The organism is Sphingobacterium spiritivorum, assembly GCF_016724845.1.
GTDB classification, from domain to species: domain Bacteria; phylum Bacteroidota; class Bacteroidia; order Sphingobacteriales; family Sphingobacteriaceae; genus Sphingobacterium; species Sphingobacterium spiritivorum_A.
In genome coordinates this window covers 5,012,847-5,027,189 of the sequence record NZ_CP068082.1, presented here as the reverse complement: position 1 = coordinate 5,027,189, position 14,343 = coordinate 5,012,847, and the positions used below count along the sequence as shown (strand labels likewise).

The 14,343-nt window shown below is 39.9% G+C and carries 11 protein-coding genes; 8 read left to right on the top strand and 3 right to left on the bottom strand.

Annotated features, from left to right (window positions below):
- The first annotated feature begins 2 nt into the window (after positions 1-2).
- The 4 genes from I6J03_RS21520 (at position 3) to I6J03_RS21505 (ending at position 7,423) form a co-directional block, all read left to right on the top strand.
- Positions 3-935: a carbohydrate kinase family protein gene (locus I6J03_RS21520; RefSeq protein WP_003006224.1), complete on the top strand. Its 933-nt coding sequence runs from the start codon at positions 3-5 to the stop codon at positions 933-935.
- A gap of 77 nt (positions 936-1,012) precedes the next feature.
- Entirely contained in the window at positions 1,013-4,105 is a 3,093-nt protein-coding gene (locus tag I6J03_RS21515) for a SusC/RagA family TonB-linked outer membrane protein (protein WP_201693979.1), read from the top strand.
- A 13-nt stretch (positions 4,106-4,118) separates the two neighbouring features.
- The gene (locus I6J03_RS21510; RefSeq protein WP_236586206.1) at positions 4,119-5,843 is read left to right on the top strand and encodes a RagB/SusD family nutrient uptake outer membrane protein; all 1,725 of its coding nucleotides are present in this window, start codon (positions 4,119-4,121) and stop codon (positions 5,841-5,843) included.
- A gap of 74 nt (positions 5,844-5,917) precedes the next feature.
- Complete coding sequence (locus tag I6J03_RS21505; protein WP_003006211.1) at positions 5,918-7,423, top strand: glycoside hydrolase family 32 protein; 1,506 nt, start codon at positions 5,918-5,920, stop codon at positions 7,421-7,423.
- A gap of 109 nt (positions 7,424-7,532) precedes the next feature.
- On the opposite strand, the gene I6J03_RS21500 is transcribed toward I6J03_RS21505, so the two are convergent.
- The gene (locus I6J03_RS21500) at positions 7,533-8,435 is read right to left on the bottom strand and encodes a LysR family transcriptional regulator (RefSeq protein ID WP_003006208.1); all 903 of its coding nucleotides are present in this window, start codon (positions 8,433-8,435) and stop codon (positions 7,533-7,535) included.
- Between the two features lie 89 nt (positions 8,436-8,524).
- Between I6J03_RS21500 and I6J03_RS21495 the strand changes: the two genes are divergently transcribed.
- A complete protein-coding gene (locus I6J03_RS21495; RefSeq protein WP_003006205.1) occupies positions 8,525-9,238 on the top strand; it encodes a class I SAM-dependent methyltransferase in 714 nt (237 codons plus the stop codon).
- 36 nt (positions 9,239-9,274) lie between these two features.
- Here I6J03_RS21495 and I6J03_RS21490 read toward each other — a convergent pair whose 3' ends face one another.
- Entirely contained in the window at positions 9,275-9,949 is a 675-nt protein-coding gene (locus I6J03_RS21490) for a hypothetical protein (protein WP_003006203.1), read from the bottom strand.
- Between the two features lie 13 nt (positions 9,950-9,962).
- Complete coding sequence (locus I6J03_RS21485; protein ID WP_003006199.1) at positions 9,963-11,030, bottom strand: NAD(P)H-dependent flavin oxidoreductase; 1,068 nt, start codon at positions 11,028-11,030, stop codon at positions 9,963-9,965.
- 473 nt (positions 11,031-11,503) lie between these two features.
- On the opposite strand from I6J03_RS21485, the gene I6J03_RS21480 reads away from it, so the two are divergent.
- The 3 genes from I6J03_RS21480 (at position 11,504) to I6J03_RS21470 (ending at position 14,327) form a co-directional block, all read left to right on the top strand.
- Positions 11,504-12,031 (top strand): ISAon1 family transposase N-terminal region protein, encoded by a 528-nt coding sequence (locus tag I6J03_RS21480; RefSeq protein WP_003006196.1) that lies wholly within the window; start codon positions 11,504-11,506, stop codon positions 12,029-12,031.
- A 101-nt stretch (positions 12,032-12,132) separates the two neighbouring features.
- Positions 12,133-13,053 (top strand): DUF5106 domain-containing protein, encoded by a 921-nt coding sequence (locus I6J03_RS21475; protein ID WP_201693976.1) that lies wholly within the window; start codon positions 12,133-12,135, stop codon positions 13,051-13,053.
- A 47-nt stretch (positions 13,054-13,100) separates the two neighbouring features.
- Positions 13,101-14,327: an MraY family glycosyltransferase gene (locus tag I6J03_RS21470; protein ID WP_003006187.1), complete on the top strand. Its 1,227-nt coding sequence runs from the start codon at positions 13,101-13,103 to the stop codon at positions 14,325-14,327.
- Positions 14,328-14,343 lie beyond the last annotated feature (16 nt).

Genomic DNA, 14,343 nt, shown 5'->3' with positions numbered 1-14,343 from the left:
GTATGAAAATAGAACAGTTAGCAATTAAAGGGATCTGTTTTGGTGAAGTGTTGTGGGATAACCTGCCGACAGGAAAAAAACTTGGAGGCGCTCCTTTGAATGTCGCTTATCATCTCAATAAGCTGGGTATAGAGACGCGTATGCTTACACGGATAGGGAAAGATAAGAATGGAGATGAACTGATCAAGTTATGTCGTGCATTAGGTGTGCCTACAAAACTATTTCAAGTGGATGAAGTACATGCAACATCTATCGTAGAGGTACGTATCGATGAACACAAGGAGGTAAACTATGAGATAGTGTACCCTGTTGCATGGGATTATATTCAACTACAGGAGTCTGATCTCGAAGTTATCCAAAAAGTAGACTTTATGGTTTTTGGAAGCCTCTCTTCCCGGCACGAAATCTCCTATAATACATTGAAGCATCTTTTGAAGGTATCCAAATACAGAGTCATGGATGTCAACCTGAGGGCACCGTTTTATTCTGAAGTACGCGTACTGGAGCTATTGGGTTATGCTGATCTGGTGAAGATGAATAGAGAGGAGTTGGGTATCATTGCGGAGTGGCTAAAACTTCCGGGAAGTGATAGCGACAGCCAATTGGTTGAAAAACTGATGCAACAGTATGCTATAGGGGAGGTGATCGTGACGTATGGAGCCGCAGGGGCTGTATATCATGCAGGGCAAGGATCAATGAGGTATCATTTCCCTGCTTATCTGGTTGATGTGAAAGATACTATCGGAAGCGGAGATTCTTTTCTGGCAGCCTTTTTATCCAAAAGGATGCGTAACAGTACCGAAATCAGTATAGAAGAGACCATGAGTTTCGCAGCAACATTGAGTGCTTTTGTTACGCAAAGTATAGGTGCCTGTCCAAACTATGATTCGGGTACAATCAACCGGTTTGAATGGATACAATATCTGGGGAGGTGAGATTCTTTCAGGCTAAATAAGCTATACAATACAAGCAACAACTTAATCAATTATAAACGCATAAAATTTACTAAACTATGAGAGGAATAGTCTTAACACTATTGTTTTTTGTATACATGTGTTCGTTCGTGTATGCTCAGGATATTCCCTTGTCCGGGAAAATTTCGGATATGGACGGACTTCCGCTATCCGATGTAACGGTCACCGTAATGGGAACACAAAATGTGACTGCTAGTGATGAAAACGGAAATTTTAAAATCAATACTGTCAAAGGGGCGCAGATACGCTTCACGCGTGTAGGTAAGAAGACAGTCTTCCTCACCGTAGGAGATCAACACACGATAATCGTGACAATGAGTGAGGTGGAAGAACTGGAAGAGGTGGTCGTAACGGGCTATCAGACCCAGCGAAAGGCTGATCTTACAGGAGCAGTAGCAGTTGTAAAGATGGATGAAATCAATGCACCATTGACTGGTAATGTGATGAAAAGTTTGCAGGGAAGAGTACCCGGGGCATTTATCACGACCAACGGCTCACCAGACGGATCGGCGAATGTGCTGATCCGCGGTATTGGTACATTGGGCAATAATAGTCCACTTTACATCATAGATGGAATGCCGAGTACCAAATCTATGAATGAAATATCCGGACTCGATATAGAGTCAATCCAGATACTGAAAGACGCATCTTCATCAAGTATTTACGGATCTCGTGCAGCTAACGGGGTAATCATCATCACAACCAAAAAGGGAGGGAAAGGTGGTCCCCGGATAGATGCACGTGTATCGACAGGTATCAAAAATTATTCAAAGTCACTGGATTGGCTGGATACAGAGCAGCGAGGTTATGTACAGTGGCGGGCTGCGCGGAATGATGGTACGGATCCCAATTTCGGGGTATACCGATTTAAGGATACACAGAATAGTGATGGTACGTGGAGGTTGGATGAAATTATTATACCTGAATACATTGATGATGCCAAGACTATGCGTGCTGCAAATACAGATTGGGTGGAAGAAGTTGGGCAGACGGCTTTGGTTCAAAATTATAACCTAAGTCTGATGACAGGAAATGATATGAGTCGGGCGATATTTGCCATAGATTATTTCGATAATCAAGGGACGGTAAGAGGTACTTATTTCGAACGCTTATCAGGCCGTTTGAATACGGACTTCAGTCTGTTAAATGATCGTGTAAAAATTGGCGAAAACCTATCTGTTACTAAAATTAAGCAGGATATACTTGGAAATATATTGGATCGTACACGTAATATACAACCTATCATACCTGTACATACGGTAGATGGTACTGGTTGGGGAGGACCGGTAGCAGGGATGAGCGACAGACAGAATCCTGTCAGGCTTATTGCTGACAATGCGCAGAACAATCGGAATACGTTGCGTTTGTTCGGAGATATGTTCATGGAAGTGAAACTAATGGAAAATCTGAAATTCAGATCGATGTTAGGAATGGATTATTCTTTTTTGTGGGATAGGAATATGCAGAAAACCTATGTTTCCGGATTCATGTCTGAAAATGTAGCTAGTTTGAGCAATGTGAGCAACAGATGGGGTAACTATGTATGGAACAATACCCTTACCTATAAATTATCCTTGCGACAAAAGCATCATTTTGACTTTTTGATAGGTCAGGAAATGATCGATTATTATGCTGAAAATTTACAGGCAGGACGTCGAAAATTTGCATCTGAAGATCCGGACTATATGTATCTGGACGCAGGTGAGGGCATTCAGACTAATAGTGGTAGTGGTACAGCCTATCGCTTGCTTTCTTACTTCGGTAAATTTAATTACAACTTTAAAGATAAATACTTGCTTTCTGCTACTGCGAGATATGATGGTTCTTCACGGTTTGGAGTTAATAATCAATTTGGTTGGTTTCCAGCCTTTTCTGCGGGCTGGCGAGTAAGTCAGGAAGATTTTCTTAAATCGGCAGATGTACTTTCAGATCTGAAAATCCGCTACGGATGGGGTAAAGTGGGGAATCAGGAAATCGGTGATTTTGCATCATTCGGAATGTATCAGGCCAGCTATGCTACCAATCCTACCTGGGATCCGGACAATGGTACGGCTTATGATATCAATGGTGCGGGAACAGGTGTATTGCCTTCGGGATATAGACGTGTACAACAGGCTAACCCCGATCTACGCTGGGAGTCGGCTACCCAACACAATATTGGAATTGACTTTGGTTTTTTCAATCAAAAATTAACGGGTTCATTTGATTATTTCAAAAAGCAAACTGAGGATATCCTTATATCTCCGCCTTTTATTGCTGCTTTAGGTGAAGGAGGGAACAGATGGGTAAATGGAGCCAGCATGTCAAATAAAGGTTATGAAGTCTTGCTTTCATATGCTTCATCTCATAGTGACTGGAAATATTCTATTACCGGAAATATAGCGGGCTACCGTAATAAAATCGTCAAACTACCGGAAGATGTTATCAATTCCTATCCCGGAAATGGTGTTGATCAAACGATCCTCAACAGGCCTCTTAACTCCATGTTTGGCTATGTAGCGGATGGTCTCTTCAAAACAGAAGAGGAGGTCTCTGCACATGCCGAACAGGTCGGAAAGGGATTAGGACGTATCAGATACAAGGATATCAACCAAGACGGCCGGATAGGGGATGAAGATCGGACCTGGTTGGGGATATCGGATCCCGATTTTATCTACGGTATCAATTTATCGGTTGGGTATAAGCAATGGGACTTTAGCATGTTCTGGAATGGGGTATATGGAGGATTGGTCAATAATACAGCTAAAGGCTATACCGACTTTATCAGTTTTTTTGGTGGTGAAAACTATGGAACACGGGTATTAGATGCCTGGTCTGCTCAAAATCCACAATCTGATATTCCGGCTTTATCTTTTAATGATCTTAATAATGAGAAACGCTTTTCAAGCTATGTAGTCGAGAGTGCCTCGTATTTCAAATTGAGGACACTGGAACTGGGGTATAGCTTATCACCTAAGGCTTTGCAACGAATTAAAAGCCAAGGGATTCGGTTGTATATCTTAGGGGAAAATCTACTGAGCTTTAAGAAAACCCGGGGGAATAATAAGTATACAGGTGTTGATCCGGAGACTCCCAACTCGGGATATCCGATTCCATTCTCTATCACTGCCGGTATAAATGTTTCATTTTAATTGTAACCTTGTCATGAAAAAAAAGACTAGTATAGTATACATTGCATTATCTCTATTGCTGCTTAGTGGCTGTAGCGATTATCTGGATATCAATCCTAAGGGCCAATTGGGCGAGAATCAACTTAACAATGCTGAGGCAGCTGAGAACCTGGTAATAGCAGCCTATTCGTCATTAGGAAATGAGAATTATAATAATAAAACTAATAGCCTGTGGCCTTATGGTGACTTGAGAAGTGGTGATGCATATAAAGGAGGGGCAGGTACAGGTGATATGGAAGAATGGAACTTGTACGAGACATTTGTATCAATGCGGGTAGATGTCGGGGGGCTGGATCAAAAATGGTACAGGCAATATGTGGCTATATCCCGGGCGAATAATGCGCTGCGGGTGATTAACGGATTGGATCCTACCGGTTATCCCATGAAAGAGATACGACAAGCCGAAATGCGTTTTTTGCGGGCTCATTATATGTTTGAGCTTAAATTACTTTTTAAGTATATACCTTTTGTAGATGAAACGCTGGCTCCTGAAGCATATGTAACGGTGTCTAACCGTGAATATACGAACGCTGAGCAATGGAACAGGATTATAACTGAATTTAGATTTGCAGCGGACATATTGCCGGAAAATAACAATAATCAGAAAGGCCGGGCAAATAGGTACATGGCTAAAGCGTATCTGGCAAAAGCCTTGTTATATGCAGCCTATGAGCAAAGTGAGCAGCATCAAGTGACTGGAATTAATACACAGAAATTAGAAGAGGTGGTGCAATTAGTAAATGAGCTGGAGGGGCGCTATGATCTGTCCCAGGATTTTGCATTCAACTTTTTATGCGAGTACGAGAATGGACCGGAATCTATTTTTGCAGTACAAAATTCATTGAACGACGGGACTGAATTCGGCCGCCTGGACTGGAGCGCTATGCTCAACTATCCAATGAACGGCGAATATGGATGTTGCGGATTTCACCAACCGAGCCAAAACTTGGTCAACGCTTTTAAGACTGATACAAATGGGCTGCCACAGTTTAAAAATTACAATAATACAGACTTGTCTACGGCAGGACAGGTGAAAACACAGAATATAGATCCGCGTCTCTTACATACTGTTGCTATCGTTGGTCTTCCATACAAGTATAAAGCTGATTTTATATTTCAGAATAGTTGGATTCGTCAGATTGAAACATATGGCAACTATATGTCGTTAAAAGAAGTGGTGTTGTATGACAACCCATGTTTTAAAAAGGTCAATCCTTTTATGAGTAGTAGTAAAAATAGGGATATCATCCGATTTGACGACGTGTTGCTCTGGAAAGCTGAGGCATTGATCGAGTTAGGCAGACCTGCAGAAGCCTTGCCTATTATTAATAAAATAAGAAAACGGGCATCCGAAAGTGTATTCAGATTAGTGGATCGTACAGGTACAGCTACGGGACAATTTAAGGTAGAGGAATATAAGGATGGTGTGAATTGTGTGTGGACACAATCCTATGCCCGGGAGGCTTTGCGTTGGGAAAGGCGACTGGAGTTGGCGATGGAAGGTTTTCGATTCTTTGATCTGGTACGTTGGGGTATTGCGGACACGTACATAAATGAATACTTGCAGAAAGAGAAAACAAAACGAAATTACTTGGCGGCTTCTGTATTCAAGAAAAATCGGGACGAGTATTTTCCTATACCACTTTCTCAAATAAATTTCAGTAAAAAACTATATGTCCAAAATTTCGGATGGAATTAACTATTTTAAAGATTTCTGGTGAATGGGGATAGGGTTGATTTGGTTAATCACGAATATTATAAAATTAAAAATATATGAAAAAGAATAAATACATAGGTGTTTTGCTTCTCATGATAATTTTCAGTAGCTGTAAGACGTTGTTAAAAACCGGAAAAAATAATCCGGAAAAATATCGTCCTGCCTATCATTTTTCTCCCAAAAAGGGATGGATGAATGATCCAAACGGCATGATATATCTGGATGGAACATACCACTTGTTCTATCAGCATAATCCTGACACAATTGTATGGGGACCTATGCATTGGGGGCATGCTACAAGTACGGATTTGATGCAGTGGGAGGAGCAGCCAATAGCGCTATTTCCGGATAGTCTGGGAACTATCTTTTCGGGTAGTGTAGTATTGGATAAAAATAATACTGCCGGATTTGGAAAGGATGCATTAGTCGCGATTTTCACTCATCACAATCATTATATTGAAGAAGAGAAAACAGGATTACATCAGTACCAAAGTATCGCATATAGTCTGGATCAGGGAAAGTCCTGGACAAAGTATACCGGAAATCCTGTACTGCCTAATCCGGGCATTTGGGATTTTCGGGATCCTAAGGTCATGTGGCATGCGGGTAGCGGACAATGGATCATGACTCTGGCTACTAAGCAGTCGATTACTTTTTACGGGTCTAAAAATCTCAAGGAATGGAAACGTCTTAGTGAATTTGGAAATGATACAGGTGCAAATGGCGGAGTATGGGAATGTCCGGATTTGCTCTGCTTGCCAACACCAGAAGGAGATAAATGGGTTTTGTTGGTAAGTATTAACCCAGGAGGGCCAAATACAGGATCAGCTACGCAGTATTTTGTCGGCGACTTTGATGGAACGACTTTCACAACGAATCAAAAAGATATTCGTTGGATGGACTATGGTCCTGACAACTATGCAGGCGTTACGTTTTCCAATACAGGAAATCGCCATATATTGATAGGCTGGATGAGCAATTGGGCATATGCCAATATGGTACCCGCATCTACCTGGAGGAGTGGAATGACAATACCCCGGATACTTTCTTTACAAAAGGTAAGTGAAAAATGGTTTTTGGTTTCCAGCCCTATTACAAAAGAGTTAATGAATGAAGATGTTCAACAAATAGGGGATATGCACGTGCAAAACAATACCCAAGATTGGAGTAATTATATAAAAAAGACTGATGGAGCATTTGAACTTTCGTTCACATTGGATAAAGTGACAACTTTTGATCTTGTATTGTCAAATAATACAGGTGATGAATTGTTGCTTGGATTTGATAAATCTACTGATCAGTTTTTTGTAGATCGTTCTAAGGCAGGGAATGCTAATTTCTATCCCGCATTTATCACACGTACTGTTGTTCCCCGTATTTCAGATACCGGGATGATAAACTACAGATTGCTCGTCGATCGTAATTCGGTTGAGGTATTTGCGGACGGGGGCTTATCTAATCTTAGTAGTATCTTCTTTATTGAACGACCTTTTCATGTGTTAAAGTTTCGGTCGCCGACAAATGTTAATGTCAGGGATTTGAGTATAAAAGTTATAAAATAAAATTTAAAACATTTCCTATATACTTGTTAAAAACAGAGAAAGATCTGTTTGATTTGCCTCGGAAGTTAAATACTTTCCGGGGCATTTTTATGATCCGGAAAAAGTGTTTTCATAGTGCTGGTAGGTGCTTTATATTTTGATAAAATGCCTTATATTCTTCTGTTATGATAGCGGTAAAGGCAGATAACGCCGGATGCCTGCTTTCTCTGTCAAAGGCCAATACTGTTTCTGTGTATATGGGCACAGCCGGAAGAGCGCTAAAGCAGATCTGCAGATGCAGGGCCTGATTTTGCACGGATTGCGGCACGAGAGCCGCCCCAAGTCCGCTTGCTACAAGTTCTAAAATGGATTGCATTGTATTGCATTCATGCAGGACATGCGGATCAAAACCCAGGTAATGGCAGTAGCTTACAAATTGCCGGTAATACTCAGGTGCATACTCTTTACTATACGTGACATAGGCTAATTCACTTAGCTTTCCGGAATTTGCATTAAAATCAGGAGTTGTTGCCAGACAGAAGGATTCTTTTAATAATGTGCGGGTACACAGTTGATTGGACAGGATCGGTGTGCGTACAATTCCCAAATCGAGTTTGCCATTTTCTAATGCTGTGAGTTGTTTCTGGGTGGACGTTTCATACAGGCAGACATGAAGATGTGGATAGCGCTCCTTCACCATTTTGAGCAAACGGGCCAATAATGCTTTGGGAGTAGAGCTGATGTATCCTAATCTGAATGTTCCGGATACAGCATCCTGTATCTGTCTGGCTTTGATTTTGGCATTATCCAGAAGACGTAGAATATCCTGAGTTTCCTTCAGAAAGTATGCTCCTGCCGGAGTCAGGTTTACACGTTTATTGTTGCGCTCAAACAGTATAACTGCGAGTTCCTCTTCCAGATCTTTGATCTGCCTGCTTAGCGGAGGTTGGGATATAAACAATCTTTCTGCAGCCTTACCAAAATGAAGTTCTTCTGCTAAAATAGCGAAATAATGAAGATGTCTTAATTCCATGATACGTTAAAGGTATTGATTATTGATAAAATTAGTATTTTTAAGGTATTATCAATGTGTTTATTTTTGAAATATAAATAAACGATCGTATGGAACACAAATCAACATTAAGAGAGATAGAAGAACGTTTTGATCAGGACGTTGCACGGTTTTCGAATCTGGATACAGGACAGCAGACCACTTTGGATGCACTGTACAATATGGAATTGATTACAGATGGTATTGCAGCCAGTTATGCACAGCTCGGAGATGTGCTGGATGTGGGATGCGGGGCTGGTAATTATCCGGTCAAGCTGTTGTCAAAAGTCAGGAACCCTAATATAACCTTAGTCGATCTCAGTAAACCTATGCTGGATAAGGCTGTAGAACGTATAAAGCCTCTTACATCAGGAAGGGTGGATGCTATCAAGGCTGACTTTCAGACTCTCGAATTTCCTGCAGGTAGTTTTGACGTCATTGTGGCCACGGCGGTGTTGCATCACTTAAGAACGGATGCTGACTGGGAATCTGCATTTGCAAAGTTTTATGAATGGCTGCGTCCCGGAGGTAGCATCTGGATTTTCGATCTGCTTATCCAGCAGGAGGCAGGTATACAGCAATTGATCTATAAAGAGCGTTACGGAGCATATTTGAAAGAGCTTAAAGACGAAGCATATCGCGACCATGTGTTTGCGTATATTGAAAAAGAAGATACTCCGCAGACTCTGGTTTATCAACTGGATCTGTTACGTCAGGCAGGATTCAGATCTGTAGATGTATTGCATAAAAATCTTTGTTTTGCTTCCTTCGTGGCATTCAGATAAGCCGTCATATTATTATTGCAGTGACGCTGGTTCTTATTATGGCGTCACCTTTCTTTTGTCTTTTTTGATATACTTGATTGTATTTCCATTGATTTGAAAATAGTCCGTTTCTACCCATTTCCAACTTTTTCCTTCGCGCATATTGTGACCGCTTACTTTAAAGTTCACGGCTAATTTGTCACCTTCTTTCTTAAAGGATATTTCGTCAAATGTATTTTGTATTGTTGCTCCATCCGGAATAGTCGGGCATCCCTGCAGTTCTTCCAGTACAGCTTTATCGTCTTTGAACCACTTTTTGAGAAAACCTATATGCTGTTCAGAACACTGATATCCGAGCTGAAGGGCTGTCAGTATCTTACATTTCAGATTGCTGCGATCATCTTTATAGGGGCCGTCCCACTGGCATTCATTTCCTATAAAAGTCGCTACGTAACCTATTGCCGCGCGTTCCGGATCCGAAAGATTTTTTGCAAGATCCTCATTGATCCTGATCATATTGAAGGTGTCTTTTAATTCTTCATCATACTGATCTTCCCGCCAAAGAAATTTCTGTTCTGCTGTCTGTTCACGTTCATCTTTTACGACGGGAGCCTGTAAAGAATCCTTTATTATACCTGTGGAATCTGAATGTATGTTTGTCTTATCCTGCGCCGGACGTGAATTGCACGCAAGCAGGCTCAGGGAGAATAGGAGGTAATATATTTTTTTCATAGGTTATATGGATTTATAAATCTTGCGATTCGACTTCATGGATCAGATTACTTAGTATCTCTGTTGTAGACGCTGTGCTGAAAGGATAAGGTGACTGACCTACCCATATACTGACAAAGTCAGGATTCTGATCCGTTTTTGAGGCTAGGCGCAAAGGTGCTGTCAGCTTATTCTGATAAGGGTATGGCAGTATATTTCCGGATGCCTCTGCTTCCTTAGAAAACAGGTTGCGGATTCCCCGGGCATACCTTCCTGTAAAGCTGTTCGTCAGTACTACATCGTTGCTTTTCAGCTGCTGTAGCCGTTCTTTTTCAAAAGGCTTCAATCTACTTTCTTTAGCTGTCAGCAACAGACTGCCGACCTGAAATCCACAAGCTCCTAATGTATGCACTGCTCGCAGACTATTGGCATTATAGATCCCGCCTGCATAGATGACAGGAACGCGGACATGATCCAGTACCTGACTTAATAAGGAAAATCCTCCAATCAGAGGTAAAGAGTCTCCTATAAAACTTCCTCGGTGTCCGCCTGCTTCTATCCCTTGCACACAGATAATATCTATACCTGAATGCTCAAGTGCCAGGGCTTCATCCAGACTGGTACATGTACCGATTAGAATGCTTCCGTTTTGCTTGAACAGGGATATGACAGTCTCATCCGGATTTCCGAAAGTAAAGCTTACAATGGGACACTTTTCCTCCAGAATAGCTGCTACCTGTTTATGATAGCTGTGAAGTTGTAACTGTTCCAGATTAGGGAGCTCAGCCTTTAATTGGTGCTTTTCAGCCAGATCCTGTACAAAAGAGCGGACGGTATTATATTTTGAAATGAGCTGATCGGTAACGGTTGGAATAGAGTGGGCAAAAAAATTGACCGCAAACGGTTCAGAAGTTAAAGCTCTGGTCTGACGAATAGCTGCTGCGCATTGCTCTGCTGTAAGGTCTCCAAGCGCCAACGAACCCAGACATCCTGCTGTAGAAGCAGCGGCTACCATCTCCGGACTGGTTACACCCAACATTGGAGCCTGAATGATGGGGTACTTTATTCCTAATCGTTCTGTAATCTCATTTTTCCATTTCATATTTCTAAAAATACTAAGAATAGTTTATGTTCAATTATGATTTTCAGAAATCATGAAATAAGTGTTTTTCAAGTTTATTGTTGTTTACCATTGTTTTTACGACAAATAAATTAAGGATGCTGAATGTAATTTCTCCTTCCTGACTTCTTTTCTTAAAAATGTATTGCGTTATAAGGATACAAATGAATCCATAATGTAAATTTTTATCTACAATTAATTTGTTTTACATGTAGATCTGCATCTACACGATATAGCTGTATTATTGTTGTGACAGTGTTTTTGATGTTTGCTTGGGTTTAATATTATTTCCTGAAGGTAAAATTAGCAGAGATAGCTTTATATTTGCGTTATAACTTTTAATACTCTGGTTATTATCTATAGTGTTTCTGAATACACGTAGAAGTTATATAGTTGATTTTACACTAACGAACGTAAATCAAGAAGAATTATTTATTTAAGATAAGTTAAGGGTTATGAAGTATTCTTTACTGAACAAACAGGATGTCGTAAGAAAGATTGTTTCGGGTGAATTGTTATTAAAGGAGGCTATGGTTGAATATAATATCAAATCAGAAAGAACCATCATCAGGTGGTTAGATGAATATCAGCGAAAACAACAAAGAGAAAACGAAAAGGAAATAAGCTCAACGAAAGCTTCTCCGATATATGCAGAGCTTTCCAGCCGGGTATTGCCTTCGAAATTACTGGAAAATTTTGAACTCATACGAGTCGTGGAAAAAGACAAAGCTCTATTTTTCTATTTAGAAGAATATGAAAAAGCACCTCGCGGTTTTGAAAAGGATATATTGATACCTAAAGGATTTTTGGATTCTATAATTATTCAGGATTTCCCTATTCGTGGCCAAAAATCATTTTTATGTCTAAAAAGAAGAAAATGGATTATTGATGGACTTGATAGATTGGTCTATAGTAAGTGGGATGACTTTACAACCTTAGTAAGAGTTACTAATGAATTTGGCGAATATATGAAAAGCGGATAGTGTTTCCGGTTTAAATTGCTTTACACCAAAGGTGTAATACAAGTTGTTTAAGATTGTTTGGAGAGATGCTCTATAGTAATAAGAAGATTAAAAATGCTGAAATGAAGTGTACGTATTTGTCAGGTATTGTATTGGGAACGATATTAATGGTAGTTTTTGTTTCATGCAGAGATACTCATACAAGGATTCAGCATGAAAAAAAGGATACTTCGGATAGTTTGAATACATATTCTTCTGCTACAGGAAAGAGAACTATAGAGAATTTTTGGGATGATTTTGATTTTAATGATGATGAATTGTATAAGCGTGATGGTGAGCAGGCCATTGCTGATTTTATAGGTCTTTTTCCATCTTATTCACCAGAAGAAATCCAAAAATCTATATTCAGAATGTTAAGTAAAGCTGAAAATAATCCAGAGGCATTTGTTTTTTTTCAGGATTTGTTTAAAAAATACTTATACCACCCGAACTCTCCTTTGCGTAATGATATGTATTACGAATGCGTAATCGACTATTTGATAATTTCAGATAAGGTTTCTGCTGATGGGAAGAATAAATATAAGCAACTGCTGAAGATCTTAAAAAAAAATAAAGCCGGGACTGAGGCTTCATCATTTTCCGTTACACTACAATCCGGTAAAGATATTCGATTGGAAGAAATTGAAGCTCCGTTTCTATTACTCATGTTTTATGAACCTGATTGCAACAGTTGTAAGACTATTATTGAAAATATGAAGAATATGCCAGAACTGAATGAGTTGATTGACAATAAGAAATTACTTAAGATACTGGCTGTATATGCTATAGGAAATGAAGATATATGGAAAGATTATTTTCCGCAAATGCCTGCCAACTGGATTAACGGAATAGATAAGAACCAGTTCATTATTAACCGTAATCTGTATGACCTGAAGGCTTCTCCCACAATGTACTTATTGGATAAAAGTAAGCATGTTATTCTGAAGGACAGCGATTTGGGACATGTGCTGTATTTTCTTACAACTAATAAACAATTTAATTAGAGTATTGAGTGTGAATAAAGTATTCTGAAATTATAAAAAATGACTAGATGGAAGTTTTAATAGTATTTGTAATTCCTTTTGTTTTTGCTGTGTTCCTGAGTAAGGTGATGATTCCTTACATTATGCTTGTCACCTACAAGAAGAGATTGTTTGATCCTGTAGATTCGCGTAAACATCATCAGCGTATTATCCCGAGATTGGGTGGGGTGGCTTTTGCCCCGATACAATGCTGTGTGCTTGTCATCACATTAGTCGTGCTTTACAAAATGGGTCCATATTCACTGGATTTGAATATTGATGTCAAACCCTGGATTATAGTGCCCATGTTGATGATGCTGGTCTGCGGTCTGGTCATTCTTTTTCTGGTAGGAATAGCAGACGACCTTATAGGTATGGATTACAAATGGAAATTCACGGCTCAATTACTTGTCGCTTCGCTCTTACCTATATCGGGTTTGTGGATCAACGATATGTACGGTATTTTTTTTATCACATCCTTATCGCCGTGGGTAGGTATACCGCTGACCATTTTTGCTGTGGTCCTTATTATTAACGCTGTGAATCTGATGGATGGATTGGATGGTCTTTGTTCAGGCATAGTAGCTATAGGTGCGGTTGTGTTGGGAGCTATGTTTATTTTTTACGGTGCCTGGTTGCATGCGATGTTTGCTTTCATAACCGCAGGTGTTTTACTCCCGTTTTTTTATTTTAATGTGTTTGGTATAGCACATCGTCGTCGTCAGATATTTATGGGTGACACGGGCAGCCTCACATTAGGTTATTCCATTGCTTTTTTGGCTGTCAGCTTTGCTATGAATAATTCAGATATAAAACCATTCTCAGAAGGTGCTATCGTTGCAGCATTCTCTACTCTCATTGTACCTGTATTTGATGTGGCTAGAGTCATGTTCATCCGTTGGAGAAAGGGAAAATCATTGTTTAAGCCAGATCGTAATCATCTTCATCACAAATTGTTACAGATCGGGATGTCGCATCGACAGGCTATGCTGACGATATTAGGTATGGCGCTATTTTTTTGCCTGATTAACGGATTAGCGGTTCATTTTATCAGTAATAACATTGTGGTGCTGGCAGACATTGTATTATGGATATGTTTTCAGTACACTTTCGATAGAATCGGAAAAATGAGATCAAGCAGATCGATTGAAGATAAAGTGCCGGATAATATAGCAGTTCTTTCAGAAGAAAGTAAAACAACAAATGAGAGCTTATATCTGAGTACGGACGAGTCTCTTGGTGCATTTTCAGAATAGAAATAGAAATTAAAGG

Excerpts from the sequence above, each read along its gene's own strand:
- I6J03_RS21475 (WP_201693976.1), top strand. The coding sequence starts at position 12,133 with ATGAAGTGTACGTATTTGTCAGGTATTGTATTGGGAACGATATTAATG.
- I6J03_RS21505 (WP_003006211.1), top strand. The coding sequence starts at position 5,918 with ATGAAAAAGAATAAATACATAGGTGTTTTGCTTCTCATGATAATTTTC.
- I6J03_RS21485 (WP_003006199.1), bottom strand. The coding sequence starts at position 11,030 with ATGAAATGGAAAAATGAGATTACAGAACGATTAGGAATAAAGTACCCC.
- I6J03_RS21490 (WP_003006203.1), bottom strand. The coding sequence starts at position 9,949 with ATGAAAAAAATATATTACCTCCTATTCTCCCTGAGCCTGCTTGCGTGC.
- I6J03_RS21480 (WP_003006196.1), top strand. The coding sequence starts at position 11,504 with ATGAAGTATTCTTTACTGAACAAACAGGATGTCGTAAGAAAGATTGTT.
- I6J03_RS21470 (WP_003006187.1), top strand. The coding sequence starts at position 13,101 with ATGGAAGTTTTAATAGTATTTGTAATTCCTTTTGTTTTTGCTGTGTTC.
- I6J03_RS21520 (WP_003006224.1), top strand. The coding sequence starts at position 3 with ATGAAAATAGAACAGTTAGCAATTAAAGGGATCTGTTTTGGTGAAGTG.
- I6J03_RS21515 (WP_201693979.1), top strand. The coding sequence starts at position 1,013 with ATGAGAGGAATAGTCTTAACACTATTGTTTTTTGTATACATGTGTTCG.
- I6J03_RS21495 (WP_003006205.1), top strand. The coding sequence starts at position 8,525 with ATGGAACACAAATCAACATTAAGAGAGATAGAAGAACGTTTTGATCAG.
- I6J03_RS21510 (WP_236586206.1), top strand. The coding sequence starts at position 4,119 with ATGAAAAAAAAGACTAGTATAGTATACATTGCATTATCTCTATTGCTG.
- I6J03_RS21500 (WP_003006208.1), bottom strand. The coding sequence starts at position 8,435 with ATGGAATTAAGACATCTTCATTATTTCGCTATTTTAGCAGAAGAACTT.